Consider the following 16855-nt stretch of genomic DNA (forward strand, 5'->3'; position numbering starts at 1 on the left):
GACAGGAACACGCCATGGCCATTCTTCCCGACGCCAAACTTTTCATCGACGGCGCGTTGCGCGACGCACAGGGCGGCGCGACCTTCGACGTCATCAGCCCCTGGACCGGTGAGCCGGTCGGCAAGGCCGCCGATGCGTCGGCCGCCGATGTCGAAGAGGCGATAGCCGCTGCCCGCCGCGCCTTCGACACGACCGACTGGTCCACCAATGTCGAAAAGCGCGTCGAACTGGTGACGAAGCTCCGCGCCCTGTTCGAGGAAAATCGCGAACGGCTCTCGGACCTGGCCCGGAATGAAGCTGGCGCGGCGATCGGCGCGGTCGGGCGCGCTCATGTCGATATGGCGCTCGATGGCTGGGACGATTATCTGCGCCTCTTCCCGCAATTGAAGTGGGACAAGGATTATGGCGGCCGCACCGGCTATGGCTTCGAAACCCAGCGAAAGGCGGTCTATGAACCCGTCGGCGTCGTTGGCGCGATCACGCCATGGAACGTGCCGCTCTATGTGAATGTGGGCAAGGTCGTTGCAGCCTTGCTGGCGGGCTGCACCGTAATTCTCAAGCCCGCGCCCAACACGCCTGGCATGGGCGCGATCTTCGGCGAACTGGCGCGCGAAGCAGGCTTCCCCGCCGGCGTCCTCAACGTCATCTTCGGCAGCGATCCGGCACTGGCCGGCGAAATGCTGGTCACTGATCCCCGCGTCGATCTCATCTCCTTCACCGGCTCCACCGGCGTTGGCAAGCGGATCATGGAACAGGGGGCCGCGACCCTCAAGCGCGTATTTCTGGAGCTTGGCGGCAAGTCGGCCAAGATCGTGCTGGAGGACAGCGCCAATTTCGCCATGGATGTTGCCCAGTCGATGCTGGTGTTCCACGCGGGGCAGGGCTGCGCCGTCCATTCGCGCCTGCTGGTGCCGCGCAGCCGCTATGAGGAAGCCAAGGCGGTCCTCAAGCACGCCTATGCCAGCTTCGGCGACAATTGGGGCGACTATGACAATCCCGCGCACATCATGGGTCCGGTCGTGTCGAAGCGGCAGATGGAGCGGGTGCTGTCCTATGTCGACATCGGTGTCGCCGAAGGTGCAACCTTGCTGGCAGGCGGCAAGGCGCGGCCCGACAAGGGGACAGGCTATTTCATCGAACCGACCTGCTTTGCGGATGTGACCAATGATATGCGCATCGCCCAGGAAGAGATTTTCGGCCCCGTCCTGGTGGTCATCCCGTTCGAGGATGATGACGACGCCGTCCGTATCGCCAATGAAAGCGCCTATGGCCTGTGCGGCGGCGTCTTTTCCGCCGATTTGGACCGCGCCATGGCGGTGGCCAAGCGGATACGCACCGGATCGGTCAGCGTTAACGGCGGCATGTGCATCGCGGGAGACTTGCCTTTTGGCGGATACAAGGCCAGTGGCATCGGTCGCGAATGGGGTCTGGAGGGAATCGAGGAATTTCTCGAAACCAAGCTGATCGCATGGCGCGCCTGACAGACAAGTAAAGGACGGCAATGTGAGCGCAAAGGCGGAAGCGGCGGTGGAGCAGGGGGCAACCAGACCGTCCCGCACGCGCGCGCCCGCTGCGACCAAGGCGCTCAGCCATAATCTGAATGGCCAGCGGCTGGGACGCAAGGGGCGCGACACGCGCGACCGTATCCTGGCCGCGACCAACGAACTGCTGGCCGGTCCCCCCGACGTCGAGATTTCACTGAGCGCGGTCGCGCGCCAGACCTCGCTCGGCATGACGTCGCTCTATAATTATTTCAACGATCTGACCGAATTGCTGCTCGCGGTGCTGGAACCGGTGATGGCGACGGCTGAGGATGAATATGTCGGCCTGCTGCGCACCCGCTGGGACGACGCAGATCTGGGTGAGCGGACATTGGCGTTCGTCACCGCCTATCATGGCTTCTGGGTCAAACATTCGCGCCTGCTCCATTTGCGTAACCGCATGGCCGACGCGCAGAATGAGCGGATGATGATGCATCGTGTCCGCGCGGCCCAGCCGGTCATGCGGCTGATGGTCGAACAGATGGACGGCGAACTGGCGCAGCCGCAATCGCCGGTATTCAGCATGGCGACCGCGCTGATGACGGGGCTGGAACGTATCGTCACGGTGACGACCGACGTTGCCCTGCAAAACACGTTGCACGCGCCCAACCCGCTCGGCCGCACCCATTTGCTGCGCGCCGAAGCGCGGCTGCTGGAACTGGGTATTCGCGACTACCGGACGCTCGCCGCGTCGTCCTAATCCTTCCTGCCGCCAACACCCTTCAGATAGCGCTCCATCCCTTCCAGATAGGCCGGGTTCAGCATCAGCGCGCTATTGGCCATCCGCTCGACATGGCGGCCCATGGACGGTCCGACTTCCGCCGCCAGCTCGATCGCGATCTTGGCCGCGCCCATCTGTTCGGCATTCTGCTTGGTCAGGTGACGACAGAAATTCAGTGCTGCCTCGTCAAACCCCTCGTCGGGCAGCACGTCATGCACCAGCCCCATGATGAGCGCACGGTCGGCGTCAGCGCGCTGGTTGCCCATGATCAGCCAGCGCGCCCAATGCGGCCCGCAGATGCGCGTCAGGCGACTGACGCCATTGGACGCGGGCAGCACGCCGAACAGGCCTTCGGGGAAGGAGAACGCCGCGCTCTTCGCCGCCAGCCGGAAATCGCATGACAGCGCCATTTCCAGCCCGCCGCCCACACAGGTCGCATGAATGGCGCTGACGATCGGCTTTTCGATATGCTCCATCTCGTCATAGATGCGCTGCATCCCGTTGAGGTTGAGCCGGTGGTTCTCGCGAATGCCCGATGGCGTGCGCGGATAGGCGGGCGCGTCCCCGCTTTTGAGGTCTGCGCCCGAACAGAAATAGCGCCCGGTCGCCCGGATCAGCATGACCCGCAGTTCCGGCGTATCGCGGAACCGCAACAGCGCCTGCTCGAACAGCGCCATCGTCTGCGCCGACAGCGCATTCAGCTTGTCGGGCCGGTTCAGCGTCACGATCAGGATGCCGTCCTGATCCTCGCTCAACAGATGCGGGGCGTCGCTCATATCATCATCCTCAGGCGCGGGTGCGCGGCAGGCCTAGCGCACGCTCGGCGATCATGGAACGATGGACCTCGCTTGTCCCGCCATAAATGGTCGTGCCCTGGGCATGGCGGTAGAACATGTTGATCTCCGCCGCCGCGCCCTTGCGCTTGGACAGCGACAGCGGCGCCGTCAGGTCCAGCAGGTCGCGGGCATCGCTCTGGAATTTTTCGGAGCTGAACATCTTGGCCATCGGACCATAGGCCAGGTTTGGCTTCTTCTCCATGCTCGCCCAATTGGCGCGGAAGGCGATCAGTTCCGACACCCACAGATTGGCGGCGGTGCGCGCCAGCCGCGCCTGCGCGCCCTCATCCTCGATCAGTGGCCTGCCCTTGTGGCGTATCTCCCGGCACAGCGTTTCGGCCGCGTGCAGCATGGCGCGCTGATATTTGGCAAAGCCGCCGCCATGCTCCAGTTCAAGGCTCGCGCTCATCGTGCGCACGCCGCCATCAATCTCGCCCAGCCGCCAACTGTCGGGGATGCGCACCCCGTCATAGAAGGTGATGTTGGTGCGCTCGTCCTGAAATGTGTAGACCGGCTGGATCGTCACGCCATCGGCCTTCAACGGCACGATGAACATGGTCAGCCCTTTATGCTTGGCGACTTCCGTATTCGTCCGGCACAGCATCAGCACATAGGTGGACAGGTTCGCCCCGCTGGTGAACATCTTGGTGCCGTCGATCCGCCAGCTGCCGTCGGGCTCCTGGGTGGCGCGGCATTGCGCTGCGAACACGTCGGACCCGGAACCCGGCTCGGAATAGCCCAGCGAACAGATCACCTCGCCGCGCATGATTTCCGGCAGGACCGCCGCTTTCAGTTCCTCGCTGCCGAACCGGTGGATGATCAGCGCCACCATCTGAGTCACACCCGCGGCAGGGTTGTTATAGCCCTGCACCTCGAACGCATCCATCGCGGCGGTCTTTTCATAGGCGGACAGGCCACGCCCGCCGACATCCTTGAGCAGGCCCAGATAGAGGAGATTCTGCTCTGCCAGCTTGCGGTTGAGTTCGGGGCTATAGCCCTCCCAGCTATAGTGGAATGTCTCGCGCATGTCCGGCGTGACGTTCGCTGCGAAAAAGGCCTCGATCTCCTGCGTGATCGCCCGTGCATCCTCGCCCAGATCGAAATCGACCGGCATCGCGCCCGCGTCGGGCAGGGCGGCGGCTTCTCCGCCGTAAAGGCGTCTACCGGCCTCGGCGATCAAAGCTTGCGGATCGCCCAGCACCAGCGGCCAAGCCTTGGCCCGCAGGTTGAACAGGAAAATATCATATTCGGTGGTCAGGCCATAGCCGCCGAACGTGTGCAGCGCTTGGCCCACCGCGCGGCTTGCCGCATCGCTGTTCCACCATGCCGCGATGCTGATTGCAGCGCCCGCTTGCGGCGCACCATCGGCCAGATCGCGGATCGCCTTCCACACCAGAAACTTGCCGCCATCGACATCGCAGAGCAGATCGGCGAGCGGATGAGAAATGGCCTGAAACTGGCCGATATACTGGTCGAACTGCTTGCGCTCGCAGGCATAGGCTGCCGCGAGTTTCAACGCTTCGCGCCCGATCCCGGCGAGGCCCGCGGCGATCAGCAGCTTCCATTCCTCGACCCCGGCGGCAAAGGTTGCCAGCGCTTCTGCACCCGACGCCAGCGTCACGCGCGGGTGCGCCAGCAGGTCGATCTCCGCTATCGGCGTGGAGGCCAGATTATCCTCCGCGATCCGCCCCGTATCAGGCACACTGATCAGGACGATCTCCTCGCCCATGCGCGCGATCACGGCCTGCACCACTTGTCCGCCGCCGATCCATTGGACCGGTTCGACCGCCACATCGTGGAACGCCAGACTGGCAACCGCCTCGCCGCTAACGACCTGTGCCAACAGCGTTGCACCGACGTCACCGCCCAGTTGTGCCAGCAGGCGCGCGGTCACCAAAGTCTCGGCCATCGGCCCCGACGCCAGCGTCCGGCCAGCTTCCTCCATCAGGATCGCAGCATCGAACAGGCCAAGGCCCAGCCCGCCCGCTTCCTCCGGCACGCGGATCGACAGCGCCCCCAGTTCGGCCAGCCCCGACCACAGCGCAGGGTCGAACCCCGACGGCGCGGCCTCACGCACGCGGGCCATGCTGCTATGTTCATCCAGAAAACGCGCGAACATGTCGCGCATCATTTCCTGGTCGTCGGTCAGGTCGAAATTCATGGGGCTAGGCTCCGGGGGTTATTGCGCTGGCGCGGAACGGCGCATCATGACGCTCAGGTCGACCTGTCCGGTGGCGACCCCGCCCATGAAGCCGCCATCGACCGGGAACACCACGCCATTGACGATGCTGGCCAGATCACTGTTGATCAGCACCAGCCCGGCGGCCTGTTCCTCCGGCGTCGAATAGCGACCCATCGGTTCAGCCGCCGCTGCGACGACCTCCTTGCCCGACGTCGCCTCGAATGCGGCCATCATCGGCGTCTGGGTCGGGGAGGGCAGGGTGCAGTTGATGCGGATGCCCTGCTTGATCAGGTGCGCGCCCATATACTGGGTCCACACGATCACATTCTCCTTGGAGAAGCTGTAGCCTTCCTTGACTGTGTCCATGTTGGCGTCGCACCAGGCTACCGCTTCGTCAAAGCCCTTGGTCGTCACAAATTCCATATTGGTGGGAATCCGGCGGCTCCAGCCCAATCCGCCCGTGGATGCAATGCTGGCGATCGCCCCGCCCGGCCCCATCAGCGGCAGCACCTGCTGCGTCAGATGTCGCAGGCCGATGAAATTGACCTTCATCACGTCCATCGCGGGGAAGGATTGCGGCAGGCCCGCGCAGTTGAACAGCGCGTCCACCTTGCCGCCGATGCCCGCGACCGCCGCGTCGATGGAGGCGGGATCGCGCAGGTCGACATTGTGGAAGGAGGCAAGCGGCAATGCGCTGTCCTTATAATCCAGCCCATGCACCTCTGCGCCCAGCTCCAGCAACAGCTTTGCCGTTGCCTCCCCCATACCGGAAAAGCAGCCGCTCACGATGACGCGCTTGCCCTTATAGCCCAATAGGTCGCTCATTTTCGGCTCTCCAGTCTCTGTTGTCAGGCTTTGGCCGCTGGGGGCCAGCTGATGCTGCCATCATCTTCCTCGACAAAGATGATCCGCTCCGGGCAGGCCCGCGCGCCATTTTTTGCGGCGCGCTCCTCGCCCTCCGGCACGTCGAAACCTTCGGTGTCGATGTAGCCATCGTCATCGAGCGGATAGAGGGTTTCCGACACAGCGGCGCAGCGGGCATTGCCCACGCAACCGGCCCTTTCGATACGAATTTTCATGGGGTCTCTCCCGCAAAGCTTGCTGTCCTTAGAAAGGAGAAAGATGTGTCGATCAACATGGCCATCCGCTCAATCGCCGCCACGATACGGCGGCGGCACTGCGAGCGCGTCTATCGTCGGTGCGGTATCATGGGTCGATGCGAGACCGACATTTGCCTTTGGCGGCGCTGCGCGCGACACCGGTTGTAACAAGATGCAGGATTGCCGGAGATTCACATGGTCCACGCCGCCCTAAGCCCCGCCGCCCCCAAGCCCGTCCATGTGCCGGACGCGCTGGTCTTTGATTTCGATATCCATGCTGATCCCGGCCTGCTGGCCGATCCGCACGCCCGCATTCTCGACCTGCTGCACAGCGCGCCGCCGGTATTCTGGACCCCGCGTAATGGCGGCGGCTGGGTTGCGCTGACCCATGCGGCCAATCATGAAGCCTCGCGCGACACCGAAACCTATTCCAGCGAATTTGTGCCGCAGGACAGGATGAAGGCACTGCTCGCCTCGCTGCCGCCCGGCGCGCCGCACATCCCGCAGCCGATTCCGATCACGCTCGATCCGCCCGAACACACTAAATATCGCCAGCCGCTGCAAAAGGTGTTTTCGCCCAAGACGATCGCCGCGTTGCGCGACAGCATCCGTGAGCTGGCCGCTGCCCTGATCGAAGAGATGAAGCCCGTTGGCCGCTGCGAATATATGACCGCCGTCGCCGAACCGCTGCCGGTGCAGGTGTTCCTCAAAATGCTCGGCCTGCCGCTCGACCGGCTGCCCGAATATCGCGCCATCGTGAAGGAGCATATGGAGGCGATCGACAGTGATCGCGAAGGCTCGATGCGCCGCTTGCAAAAGATCGCGGCGGCCATGCGCGACACTGTGCTGGACCGGCGCGACAATCCGCGCGATGACATCCTCTCGATGCTGTGGAAGCTGGAAATTGACGGTCAATCGACCACGCTGGCCGACATGGAAAATTACGGGGTGCTGCTGTTCATCGCTGGGCTGGACACGGTGATGAACGGCATGGGGCTGGCCATGCGCGGCCTGGCCACCGACCTGCCGCTGCAACACAAGCTGCGCGAAAATCCAAAGCTGATCGCCGAAGCCGCCGAAGAGATGCTGCGGCGCTACACCTTCACCGTGCCGATGCGGATCGTGAAGAAGGAAGCGCAGCTTGCCGGTGCGACATTGATGCCGGGCGACTGGCTCAAACTCTTCCTGCCCGCTGCCGATCTGGATGCGAAGGAATTTCCGCAGCCCGACGTCTATGACCTCGATCGCGAAAATAACGTCCATATCGCCTTTGGCGTCGGCCCGCATCGCTGCCTTGGGTCGCACCTTGCCCGCGTGGAATTGCAGGTACTCTATGAGGAGATGCTGGCGCGGATGCCCGAATTCCGGCTCGATCCCGATCAGCCGACGGTGTTCCATGGCGGTCATGTCATCGGCATTGAAAGCCTGCATCTGGTCTGGGACGTCTGACCCATGGCCTGGCAACGCTCCCGTCCGCGCCTCGACCGGGAAAACCGCGCTTTCTGGACGGGTGGCGCGGACGGGAAATTGCATATCACCCGCTGCGGCGATTGCGGCCAATATACCCATCCGCCGCGCGAGATATGCCGCCATTGCCAGTCTGAAAATGTCGCCCCCCATGCCGTGACGGGGACCGGCACGATCGACACCTACACCGTCAATCATCAAGCCTGGGCCAAGGATATGGACGTCCCCTTCGTCATCGCGCGGGTGAAGCTGGACGATGCGCCGGGCGTCTATCTGACCACCAATATCATTGGCAGTCCGGTCGATGCGGTGGACATAGGCGATCGGGTGGAGGTGCTGTTCGAGGAACAGGACGGAATCTGGTTCCCCTTGTTTGAAAAGGTCGCCTGATCATGGCGCAACCCGAAGCCTATATCACCGGCATCGGCATGTCCGACGTCGGCGTCCGCCTGACCCGTTCGCCCCTGTTGCTGACGGTCGATGCGGTGCGCGAAGCCATTGCCGACGCTGGCCTGACCCTCGACCAGATTGACGGCGTCGCCACTTATCCCGGCAAGATGCCGAGTTTTCTGGGCTTTTCCCCCGTCAGTTCGGACGATCTGATCGAGGTGCTCGGCCTGAAAACCCGCTGGCATATCGGCGCAGCGGAATCGACTGCGCAATTGGGCGCGATTATCGAAGCCGCCAATGCGGTGAAAGCGGGGCTGGTCCGCCATGTTATCTGCTTCCGTACCGTCTATGAAGCGGCAGCCCTGGCCCGCCCGGAAGAATTCCCGCCGATGGAACGGCGCAAGGATGTGTCGGGCAACTCCCAATGGGTGTCGCCTTTCGGCGCTTTCTCGGCCGCGAACTGGACCGCGCAATTCGCGATGCGCCACATGAAGCGCTACGGCCTGACCCGCGAACAACTGGCGCAAGTGGCGCTCAACGACCATGCCAATGCGGCCATCAACCCGCGCGCGCTGGTCAAGAAGCCCCTGACGATGGACGATTACATGTTCGCGCGGATGATCAGCACGCCCTTCTGCCTCTATGATTGCGACCGCTTTACCGATGCCTCGACTGTCGTGATCGTGTCGGCGGGCGAGGCGTTGGGGGATGTGAAAGCCACGCCCATCCGCATCGCCGCCAGCGCCGGATCGGTCGAACGCTATAGCTGGGACCAGGCCGAATGGGCGGGTGCCTATCCCACCGGCCGAGACCTGTGGCGCCACACCGATTATACGGTCAAGGACGTCGATACCGTCCAGCTCTATGATGGTTTCGCCTTCCAGCCGATCACCTGGCTCGAAGGGCTGGGCTTTTGCGACGTGGGCGAGGGCGGCCAGTTTCTGGAAGGCGGCACCCGCATCGCCCGCGACGGCGCATTGCCGATGAACACCGGCGGCGGTCAGCTTGGCTGGGGTCGTCTCCATGGTTTTGGCTTCGCCTATGAAGCCGTCGTCCAGTTGCGCGGGCAGGGCGGCGCACGCCAGATTGGCGGTGATCCCCGCGTCGCCATCGCGACATCAGGCGGCGGTCCCATGGCGGCGGCTTTGCTGCTGGCCAAGGACTGAGCATGATGGACAGCGCGACGCTCGACGCGCTGCCCGGCTTCCGGCGGCGCCTGCGCGTCACGCCCTCGCCGGGACAGGTGATTGCGGCGCTGGAGGATGATTATCACTGCATGGCGGTTACCCTGCGCCATGACGGCGCGGTCATTACCGGCGTCGAATCCGTCATGGAGCGCGTGCCATGGACCACCTGTCCCGGCGCGCCCGCAGTGCTGGCGGCAACCTTCAACGGCGTCGCATTGGCCGATGTCGCCGCACGCGGCGAAAAGAAAGCCAACTGCACCCATCTCCACGACCTGACCGTGCTGGCGGCGGCCCATATAACCGATACCCACCCCACCCTCTATGACATCGTCACCTGCGATCCCGTCGATGGGATGGCGATTGCCGAAATCCGCCGCAACGGCGTGGCCTCGCTACAGGTCGCCCATCGCAACCATGTGATGGAAGCCCCTGCCGCCATTCCTGGCCTGTCGATCATGAAGCTGCGCGACTGGATCGAGGGGCTGGATGGCCGGCAACGCGAAGCCGCCAAATTGCTGCAATGGGGCGCGATCCTGGCCAATGGTCGGCTGATTCCGATGGAGCGGCAATCCACCGCCAGCCGGGTGCCACCCAACTGCTTTACCTTCCAGCCCGACAATGCGGCCAAGGCCGTGTGCGTCGGCAAGGTGATCGACTTCACCGCCGCGCCACTGACCCCGCTCGATCATTTTGACGGGGCCAGTTTCTCCTCCCGCTAGCTGTCGAATCGCGCCGGACGGGACAGGCGAAACGGCAGGCCGGGTGAAGATATCCGCGATTCGGTTCCATCGTCGTGGATCAACGACACGCGGCCAACGCCGGGCGAGGAGACGACCGCGACCACGCTGTCGACCCACTGGTGCAGCATGGCGCGGGCATGGGCCAGTTCGTCGCCCTGCGTTGATGCCGCGCCCTCGGCCTCCAGCTCGCCTTCCAGTTGCAACACCCGCTCGGTTGCCTGCCTGATGCTATCACTTTTGTCGGTCATGCGCGTCCTTCTCCATCATCCCAGTTTGGGCAGCCACCCGGCCATTGCAAGGCACCGCCCACATATCGCCCCGGCGAGTTGACCAATTGCCCCTGAGCGCCAATTCAAGGAGGCATCCCATTGGCCATCTTGAGGACATCATGGCAGAGCTGAGCAACGCCCCGGCGCCTACCCCGGACCAGCTGGTAGATATCTACCGGCGCATGATCCGTATCGAGCGCAACGACGACGCCATCCGCAAGACCATTCGCCTTGGGCGGCTGGTCATGCCTTATTATTCGGCGCGTGGGCAGGAAGTGATCCCCGCCACCCTGTCATCGCTGATGACCGACGATGACAAGATCTGCACCATCTATCGCGGCATCCACGACATGGTGGCGAAAGACATGCCGCTGCGCCCGCTCTGGGCGGAAATTGCGGGCCGGGTCGATGGCACATGCAAGGGGAAGGGCGGACCGATGCACCTTACCCACCCCGAAAGCGGCGTGATGGTCACGACCGGCATTGTCGGCTCCTCCATGCCGATCGCCAACGGTCTGGCCTGGGCGGCCAAGCTGGATGGCTCCAAGCGCGTCACCATCGCCTATTTCGGCGATGGCGCATCCAATATCGGTGCCTTCCATGAATCGCTCAATCTGGCGTCGGTGTGGAAGCTGCCGGTGATTTTCGTGTGCCAGAATAATGGTTTTGCCGAACATACGCGCTACGAAAATGGCACATCGGTCGACTTCATCGCCAAGCGCGCGATCGGCTACGGGATGCCGGGCCACACCGTGGACGGCAATGACCCGCTGGCGATGTTCGCCGCCGCACATGAAGCGATCACCCGCGCCCGTGAAGGCGAGGGGCCGACGCTGCTGGAGTGCAAGACCTTCCGCTTCCATGGCCATGTGCTGGGCGACGACGACAAATATATGACCAAGGAAGAGAAAGCGGCGGCGATCGCCAAGGATCCGCTGCCCGCCTTCAAGACCTGGCTGGTCGAACAGGGCCACGCAACCGAGGAGTCGCTCGCCGCGATGCAGGCCACCATCGAAGCCGAGATTGAGGACGCACAAGAATTCGGTCTCGCCAGCCCCTTGCCATCGGTGGACGAACTCCGCCGCGATGTTTTTGCGCAGGAGATCCCGGCATGAGCGCGAAGAAGATGAACAGCCTTCAGGCCGTCAATGCGGCGCTGCATCAGGCGATGGCTGAAGATGACAAGGTGATCGTGCTGGGTGAGGATATCGCCGATCGCGAAGGCGGCGGCGTCACCGGCGCGACGGCTGGCCTGTCGACCAAATTCGGCGATGACCGGGTCAAATCGACCCCGATTTCGGAACAGGCGATCATCGGTGCGGCCATCGGCGCGGCGCTGGCGGGTTACAAGCCGGTCGCCGAAATCATGCTGATGAACTTCACGGCTGTGGCCATGGACATGATCTTCAACCATGCCGCCAAGCTGCGCTTCATGTCGGGCGGGCAAAGCACCGTGCCGATCACCATCCGCACCCTTACCGGCGCAGGCTGGCAGACGGCGGGCCAACATGCCGACCATCTGGAAGGCTGGTTCGCGCACACGGCGGGGATCAAGGTGGTCGCGCCCTCCAATCCGGTGGATTATAAGGGGCTTCTGCTGTCCTGCATTCAGGACCCGGACCCCTGTATCTTCATCGAATCCGCAGGCTCACTGTTCATCCCGGCCGACGTCCCAGACGATCTCGCCCCCATCCCCTTGGGCAAGGCGCGGGTGGTGCAGGAAGGCAGTGACGTCACCATCATCTCCTGGTCCTCGCAGGTCATTCGCTGCCAGCAGGCGCTGGCTCCGCTGGCGGAAGCGGGCATCTCGGTCGAACTGATCGACCTGCGCACGGTGTCGCCCTGGGACAAGGAAGCCGTGCTGGCCTCGGTCACCAAGACGGGCCGCGCCGTCATCGCCCATGAAGCGGTGCGCCATTTCGGCCCCGGCGGCGAAATCGCATCGACTATCAGCGAAGAATTGTTCGGCCAGTTGAAGGCACCGGTCCGTCGCCTCGGCGCGCCTTACTCGCCTGTGCCTTTCGCCAAGGTGCTGGAGGACGCCTATATCGTCTCGCCCGATCAGGTGGTCGAAACGGTCAAGGCACTGATGGCCTGACACGTAAACGGCTGTCCCGCCTTATCGGGCGGGACAGCCCTGGGTCAGCCAATCGTCTGCCGGAACAACGCCAAAGTCCGCGCCCAGGCCAGGTCCGCCGCCGCCTTGTCGAAGCGCGGCGTGGTGTCGTTGTTGAAGCCATGCTCTGCGCCATCATAGATATAGGCTTTGTAGCGTATCCCGGCCTGCTTCAGCGCCGCCTCATAATCGGGCCAGGCCGCATTGGTCCGCGCGTCGTTGCCGCCATAGTGGATCAGCAACTGCGCCTTGATCTTGGGCACGTCGGCCAGCGTCGGCGGGCTGCCATAAAAGGGCACCGCGGCGCGCAGGTCGGGTAGCCGGGTCGCCAGCAGATTGGCAATCCACCCGCCAAAGCAAAAGCCGACCGCGCCGATCTTGCCATTGCTCCCGACCATCGTCCGCGCATAGGTCGCCGCCGCGACGAAATCCTCGCCAATCTTGGCCCGGTCCAGCGTGGCAAAGGCGGTCCGCGCCTTGTCCTCATCGCCCGGATAACCGCCGATCGTCGTCAGCGCGTCTGGCGCGACCGCCATATAGCCATCGACCGCCAGTCGCCTTGTTATGTCCTCGATATGCGGGTTAAGCCCGCGATTTTCATGTGCGACGATGACGACCGGCAGCTTTGCGGCCTTCTTGGCCGCTGGCCGCGCGACATAGGCGCGCACCGTGCCATTGCCCGCGGGTGAGGCTATATCGACATGGCTGATCGCGATCCGCTTGTCGTCGGGCTTGATCACCTGCCCCCGCGCGAAATCCGGGCTGAGCGCCGCCAGCATTGTGGTTGCCGCCGCCGCGCTCCCGACATGGACAGCGCATTGGGTCACAAAGCCGCGCCGGTCGATCGCGCCATGCACATAGGCATCGAACAAATCCAGCACTGCGCGCGGATAGGCGGCGGCTCCCTTCCCGTCCGTATCTTGCGTCATGTCGCTGTCCTTCCATCCTGCCCGCTGCCGCAGTTTATTGCCGCCTTTCGCACCCAAGCCAAGAAAAACTCATAGCAGCAGACCGCAAAGCCTCGCTATGGGGAGCCGACCCCATAGACACAGGATATTGCCCCCGACATGAGCGCCCCGCTGTCGCCCCGCACCATCGGTCCCTTCACGGTCAAGGCCATCGGCCTTGGCTGCATGAATTTGAGCCATGCTTATCTGCCCCGCCCTGAACCGGACCAGGCCGAACGGCTGCTGCGCCACGCGCTGGACATCGGGGTCGACTTTTTCGATACCGCCGCCCTCTACGGCTTTGGCGCCAATGAGGAACTATTGGGCCGCACGCTGATGCATCGGCGCGGCGACTTCACCCTCGCCAGCAAGTGCGTGCTGGGCGGCAAAGACGGCAAGCGCGGCATTGACGGCTCGCCCCAAGCCATCACCGCCACGCTGGAGGATTCGCTCCAGCGCCTGAACGTCGATCATATCGACCTTTATTATCTCCACCGGCTCGACCCCCATGTTCCGATCGAGGAGTCCGTCGGCGCGCTCGCTCGTGCGGTGGAGGCGGGCAAGATCGGCGCGATCGGCCTGTCGGAAATGTCCGCCGCCACGCTGCGCCGCGCCCATGCGGTTCACCCGATCGCCGCGATGCAGACCGAATATTCGCCCTGGAGCCGCAATGCCGAAGTCGCGGTGCTGGACGCCTGCGGCGAACTGGGTGTCGGCTTTGTCGCCTTCTCGCCGGTGGCGCGCGGCGTGCTGGCGGGCGGAGTGGGGCCGGAAGGCGTCCAGCCGGACGACGTTCGCGCCTCCATGCCGCGCTTCCACGCCCCCCATCTGGCGCATAACCTTCAACTTGCTGCCGCGTTCGGCCAAATCGCGGCGGACGCAGGCTGCACCATGGCGCAACTCTCGCTTGGCTGGGTCTTGTCGCGTCGCCCCTATGTCGTCGCCATCCCCGGCACCACCAGCATCGCCCATCTGGACGAGGATATGGCAACGCTGACGATCGACCTGCCCGCCGATACGCTGGTGGCGGTCGATGCGCTGTTCAGCTTCGGTGCTGTGTCCGGCCCGCGCTATCACCGCGCGGCGCAGGCGCAAATCGACACAGAAACCTGGGACGGCGAACCGCTGGAGTAAATGATCAGGCGTTAAGCGCCCGTCGCCCTGCTGCCTCTTCCCACTGGTCCGCGTCGCCGCCCAGCACCGCATTCAGCGTCGCGCGTTTCAGGAACAGGTGGCAGGGATGCTCCATCGTCAGGCCAATGCCGCCATGCAGCTGGATCGCTTCCTCGGCGATCAGCCGATAGACGCTGGCGGCATGGGCCTTCATAGTTCCCATTGCTACCGCGTCCGTTGCCTCATCACCCGCCCGCGCCCAGAACAGCGCCTCGGCTGCGACCAGCGCGGTTTTCATGTCGGCGACGCGATGCTTCAATGCCTGAAACAGCGCCAAAGGCCGGTCGAACTGCCGCCGCGTCTCCAGATAGTCTATAGTCATCGCTAGCGCCGCATCGGCCCCGCCCAGACAATCGCCTGCCAGCGCCACGCTGCGCAGCGCCGACAGCCGATCGGCCAGCGCCGTTGCGGCATCCCCCTGCGCCAGCACGACACCAACAGCATCGCCCACATCGACATCGAACAACCGCCGCGTCTTGTCCCAGGTCGCCCGCGCCGTCAGCACAAGCCCTTCGACCGGCAGAAGCGATATGCGCCCCGCCTCGATCCGCAACACATGGCTCGCCCGGTCCGCGTCCGGCACCGCGCTCAGCCCCTCGGTCAGCGATGCCGACATCATCTCGCCCGCCATCGCCCGGCCCAGCAGTTCATCCTGCCCGCCAGCCGCGCTCAGCGCCTCGATCACCAGCATCTGCGCAATCGCGGGACCCGCCACCAAAGTCCGCCCCAGCGCCTGATGGATCACGCCCACTGCTTCTCGTCCCAGGCCCAGTCCGCCCTGATCCTCCGGCACGGCCATCATCAGCCATCCCATCTCCGCGATCAGGTTCCAGCTATGCGCCGCATCGGGGGTCAGGTCGCCGCCAAACGCCTTGGCGGCGGCATCCTGCAATTCGGCTCTCGTCATGCTCATGCCGCGCCCTCCTTCACGACCCAGTTTTTGGGTTCGCGGGGCATCCCCAGCAGCCGTTCGGCGATAATATTGCGCTGCACCTCGTCACTGCCGCCCGCGATCGTCCAGGCATAGCTGTTCATGAAATCGGCCATCCAGTTGCCCGTCTCCATCCCCCCGCCAAAGGTGATCGGCGCATGATATTGCGCCTCCAGTCCGCCGATCCGCAGCCCCAGCGACGTGAAATCGCGCAGCGTGCGCGAATAGGCGAGCTTCACGATCGAAGCGTCACCGACCCGTTCTTCACCAGCGATCCGACTGGCCAGAAACTGGTCGGCCACCGCGCAGGTCGCATCGACCTTGCTCGCCAGCCGCCCGAAATCGCGCAGCACGCCCGCATCCTCGCCGCGCCCGTTCGCGCGAATGAGGTCGCCGATCCGCCACAGCGCTCCGCGCATCCGCGCGCTCAGCTCCAGCAGGGTCAGTCCGCGCTCGGACGACAGGGTCGATTGCGCCACGGCCCAGCCTTGGCCTTCCTCGCCCAGCCGGTTGGCGACCGGTATCTCGACATTGTCGAGGAAGATTTCGGCAAATTCCTCGTCACCATGAATCTGGTGGATCGGCCGCGCGGTGACGCCCGGTGCCTTCAGGTCCAGCAGCAAATATGTCAGCCCCGCCTGCTTTACGCCTTCGCTGCTGGTCCGCACCAGCAACAGGCACTGGTCGGCAAATTGCCCCATGGTCGACCAGAGCTTTTGGCCATTGACGAGATAGACGTCGCCTTTCCGCTCCGCCCGCGTGCGCAGCGCTGCCAGGTCAGACCCCGCGCCTGGCTCCGAAAAGCCCTGACACCAGATTTCGCCTTCCAATATGCGCGGAATATAGCGTTGCTGCTGTTCCGCGCTGCCCCATTCGAACAGGGTGGAGGCGGCATGATAGGTGGACATGAAGGACAGGAGCAGGCGCGGCGTATCGGCCCGCGCAAACTCCTCGTAAATCACCTTCTGCTCGGCCAGTGATCGCCCGCCGCCCGGCCAGTCTTCCGGCCAGTGCGGCACGGCATAACCGCCCTTCGCCAGCGTCGCGAACCAACTGCGCTGCAATTCCAGAAAGGCCGCCTCGCTCGTGCTGCGCGCGCGCCAGTCCTTTGGCGCATGAACGGCAAGCCAGTCGCGCACCTCCTGCCGCAAACTGTCCAGTGCGTCGCTCAAAGTCCCGTGCCTCCAGTCATTATGGATCAGCTAGGCAGCAGTTCGGCCCTCTCGCGCAAGGGGCGCAGCCGCAATATCCCCAA

17 protein-coding genes are annotated in these 16855 nt (G+C 64.0%); 9 read left to right on the forward strand and 8 right to left on the reverse strand.

Annotated elements, in window-relative coordinates; all coding sequences use genetic code 11:
- Positions 1-14 precede the first annotated feature (14 nt).
- Both Q0D44_RS06700 and Q0D44_RS06705 read left to right on the forward strand, forming a co-directional pair.
- Positions 15-1481, forward strand: coding sequence for an aldehyde dehydrogenase family protein (locus tag Q0D44_RS06700; protein WP_294134355.1), 1467 nt, complete (start codon positions 15-17; stop codon positions 1479-1481).
- Positions 1482-1503: 22 nt separating this feature from the next.
- A complete protein-coding gene (locus tag Q0D44_RS06705) occupies positions 1504-2241 on the forward strand; it encodes a TetR/AcrR family transcriptional regulator (RefSeq protein WP_294134357.1) in 738 nt (245 codons plus the stop codon).
- On the opposite strand, the gene Q0D44_RS06710 is transcribed toward Q0D44_RS06705, so the two are convergent.
- Genes Q0D44_RS06710 through Q0D44_RS06725 form a run of 4 tightly spaced genes read right to left on the reverse strand, consistent with a single transcriptional unit; the run spans position 2238 to position 6359 of the window.
- Positions 2238-3038, reverse strand: a complete 801-nt coding sequence (locus Q0D44_RS06710) for an enoyl-CoA hydratase/isomerase family protein (RefSeq protein WP_294134359.1) — start codon at positions 3036-3038, stop codon at positions 2238-2240. The two genes, Q0D44_RS06705 and Q0D44_RS06710, sit on opposite strands and share 4 nt — an antisense overlap.
- 10 nt (positions 3039-3048) lie before the next feature.
- Positions 3049-5259: an acyl-CoA dehydrogenase gene (locus Q0D44_RS06715; protein WP_294134361.1), complete on the reverse strand. Its 2211-nt coding sequence runs from the start codon at positions 5257-5259 to the stop codon at positions 3049-3051.
- 18 nt (positions 5260-5277) lie between these two features.
- Positions 5278-6105, reverse strand: a complete 828-nt coding sequence (locus Q0D44_RS06720; protein WP_294134363.1) for a coniferyl-alcohol dehydrogenase — start codon at positions 6103-6105, stop codon at positions 5278-5280.
- A 23-nt stretch (positions 6106-6128) separates the two neighbouring features.
- Positions 6129-6359 (reverse strand): ferredoxin, encoded by a 231-nt coding sequence (locus Q0D44_RS06725; RefSeq protein ID WP_294134366.1) that lies wholly within the window; start codon positions 6357-6359, stop codon positions 6129-6131.
- A gap of 216 nt (positions 6360-6575) precedes the next feature.
- Between Q0D44_RS06725 and Q0D44_RS06730 the strand changes: the two genes are divergently transcribed.
- From Q0D44_RS06730 to Q0D44_RS06745, 4 genes are read left to right on the forward strand one after another with little or no spacing between them, the layout of a single operon-like run.
- Positions 6576-7829, forward strand: a complete 1254-nt coding sequence (locus Q0D44_RS06730; RefSeq protein WP_294134368.1) for a cytochrome P450 — start codon at positions 6576-6578, stop codon at positions 7827-7829.
- Between the two features lie 3 nt (positions 7830-7832).
- Entirely contained in the window at positions 7833-8237 is a 405-nt protein-coding gene (locus Q0D44_RS06735; protein WP_294134371.1) for an OB-fold domain-containing protein, read from the forward strand.
- Positions 8234-9403 (forward strand): thiolase family protein, encoded by a 1170-nt coding sequence (locus Q0D44_RS06740; RefSeq protein ID WP_366009134.1) that lies wholly within the window; start codon positions 8234-8236, stop codon positions 9401-9403. The genes Q0D44_RS06735 and Q0D44_RS06740 overlap by 4 nt, the downstream gene beginning before the upstream one ends.
- Positions 9404-9405: 2 nt before the next feature.
- On the forward strand, positions 9406-10143 hold the full coding sequence (locus tag Q0D44_RS06745; RefSeq protein ID WP_294134375.1) for a DUF2889 domain-containing protein: 738 nt from the start codon (positions 9406-9408) through the stop codon (positions 10141-10143).
- Here the strand turns inward: Q0D44_RS06745 and Q0D44_RS06750 are convergent.
- Positions 10140-10412: a hypothetical protein gene (locus Q0D44_RS06750; RefSeq protein WP_294134378.1), complete on the reverse strand. Its 273-nt coding sequence runs from the start codon at positions 10410-10412 to the stop codon at positions 10140-10142. The genes Q0D44_RS06745 and Q0D44_RS06750 overlap by 4 nt on opposite strands.
- 140 nt (positions 10413-10552) lie before the next feature.
- On the opposite strand from Q0D44_RS06750, the gene Q0D44_RS06755 reads away from it, so the two are divergent.
- Positions 10553-11548 carry a thiamine pyrophosphate-dependent dehydrogenase E1 component subunit alpha gene (locus Q0D44_RS06755; RefSeq protein WP_294134382.1) on the forward strand — a complete coding sequence of 332 codons (996 nt, stop codon included), beginning with the start codon at positions 10553-10555 and terminating at the stop codon, positions 11546-11548.
- The gene (locus Q0D44_RS06760) at positions 11545-12531 is read left to right on the forward strand and encodes a transketolase C-terminal domain-containing protein (RefSeq protein ID WP_294134385.1); all 987 of its coding nucleotides are present in this window, start codon (positions 11545-11547) and stop codon (positions 12529-12531) included. Before Q0D44_RS06755 ends, Q0D44_RS06760 begins: the two co-directional genes overlap by 4 nt.
- A gap of 44 nt (positions 12532-12575) precedes the next feature.
- On the opposite strand, the gene Q0D44_RS06765 is transcribed toward Q0D44_RS06760, so the two are convergent.
- Positions 12576-13478: a dienelactone hydrolase family protein gene (locus Q0D44_RS06765; RefSeq protein WP_294134388.1), complete on the reverse strand. Its 903-nt coding sequence runs from the start codon at positions 13476-13478 to the stop codon at positions 12576-12578.
- Positions 13479-13616: 138 nt separating this feature from the next.
- On the opposite strand from Q0D44_RS06765, the gene Q0D44_RS06770 reads away from it, so the two are divergent.
- Positions 13617-14630, forward strand: coding sequence for an aldo/keto reductase (locus tag Q0D44_RS06770; protein WP_294134390.1), 1014 nt, complete (start codon positions 13617-13619; stop codon positions 14628-14630).
- Between the two features lie 4 nt (positions 14631-14634).
- Here Q0D44_RS06770 and Q0D44_RS06775 read toward each other — a convergent pair whose 3' ends face one another.
- Together Q0D44_RS06775 and Q0D44_RS06780 are read right to left on the reverse strand one after the other, a co-directional pair.
- Positions 14635-15582 carry an acyl-CoA dehydrogenase family protein gene (locus Q0D44_RS06775; RefSeq protein ID WP_294134392.1) on the reverse strand — a complete coding sequence of 316 codons (948 nt, stop codon included), beginning with the start codon at positions 15580-15582 and terminating at the stop codon, positions 14635-14637.
- A complete protein-coding gene (locus Q0D44_RS06780; protein ID WP_294134394.1) occupies positions 15579-16772 on the reverse strand; it encodes an acyl-CoA dehydrogenase family protein in 1194 nt (397 codons plus the stop codon). Before Q0D44_RS06780 ends, Q0D44_RS06775 begins: the two co-directional genes overlap by 4 nt.
- Positions 16773-16855: the final 83 nt, after the last annotated feature.

The sequence above is a fragment of the Sphingobium sp. genome (assembly GCA_023266575.1).
Taxonomy (GTDB): Bacteria; Pseudomonadota; Alphaproteobacteria; order Sphingomonadales; family Sphingomonadaceae; genus Sphingobium.

What these genes read in the sequence shown, in the direction of transcription:
- Q0D44_RS06700 (WP_294134355.1), top strand. Translation starts at nt 15, where the DNA reads ATGGCCATTCTTCCCGACGCCAAACTTTTCATCGACGGCGCGTTGCGC.
- Q0D44_RS06710 (WP_294134359.1), bottom strand. Translation starts at nt 3,038, where the DNA reads ATGAGCGACGCCCCGCATCTGTTGAGCGAGGATCAGGACGGCATCCTG.
- Q0D44_RS06715 (WP_294134361.1), bottom strand. Translation starts at nt 5,259, where the DNA reads ATGAATTTCGACCTGACCGACGACCAGGAAATGATGCGCGACATGTTC.
- Q0D44_RS06720 (WP_294134363.1), bottom strand. Translation starts at nt 6,105, where the DNA reads ATGAGCGACCTATTGGGCTATAAGGGCAAGCGCGTCATCGTGAGCGGC.
- Q0D44_RS06725 (WP_294134366.1), bottom strand. Translation starts at nt 6,359, where the DNA reads ATGAAAATTCGTATCGAAAGGGCCGGTTGCGTGGGCAATGCCCGCTGC.
- Q0D44_RS06730 (WP_294134368.1), top strand. Translation starts at nt 6,576, where the DNA reads ATGGTCCACGCCGCCCTAAGCCCCGCCGCCCCCAAGCCCGTCCATGTG.
- Q0D44_RS06735 (WP_294134371.1), top strand. Translation starts at nt 7,833, where the DNA reads ATGGCCTGGCAACGCTCCCGTCCGCGCCTCGACCGGGAAAACCGCGCT.
- Q0D44_RS06745 (WP_294134375.1), top strand. Translation starts at nt 9,406, where the DNA reads ATGATGGACAGCGCGACGCTCGACGCGCTGCCCGGCTTCCGGCGGCGC.
- Q0D44_RS06750 (WP_294134378.1), bottom strand. Translation starts at nt 10,412, where the DNA reads ATGACCGACAAAAGTGATAGCATCAGGCAGGCAACCGAGCGGGTGTTG.
- Q0D44_RS06755 (WP_294134382.1), top strand. Translation starts at nt 10,553, where the DNA reads ATGGCAGAGCTGAGCAACGCCCCGGCGCCTACCCCGGACCAGCTGGTA.
- Q0D44_RS06760 (WP_294134385.1), top strand. Translation starts at nt 11,545, where the DNA reads ATGAGCGCGAAGAAGATGAACAGCCTTCAGGCCGTCAATGCGGCGCTG.
- Q0D44_RS06765 (WP_294134388.1), bottom strand. Translation starts at nt 13,478, where the DNA reads ATGACGCAAGATACGGACGGGAAGGGAGCCGCCGCCTATCCGCGCGCA.
- Q0D44_RS06770 (WP_294134390.1), top strand. Translation starts at nt 13,617, where the DNA reads ATGAGCGCCCCGCTGTCGCCCCGCACCATCGGTCCCTTCACGGTCAAG.
- Q0D44_RS06775 (WP_294134392.1), bottom strand. Translation starts at nt 15,582, where the DNA reads ATGAGCATGACGAGAGCCGAATTGCAGGATGCCGCCGCCAAGGCGTTT.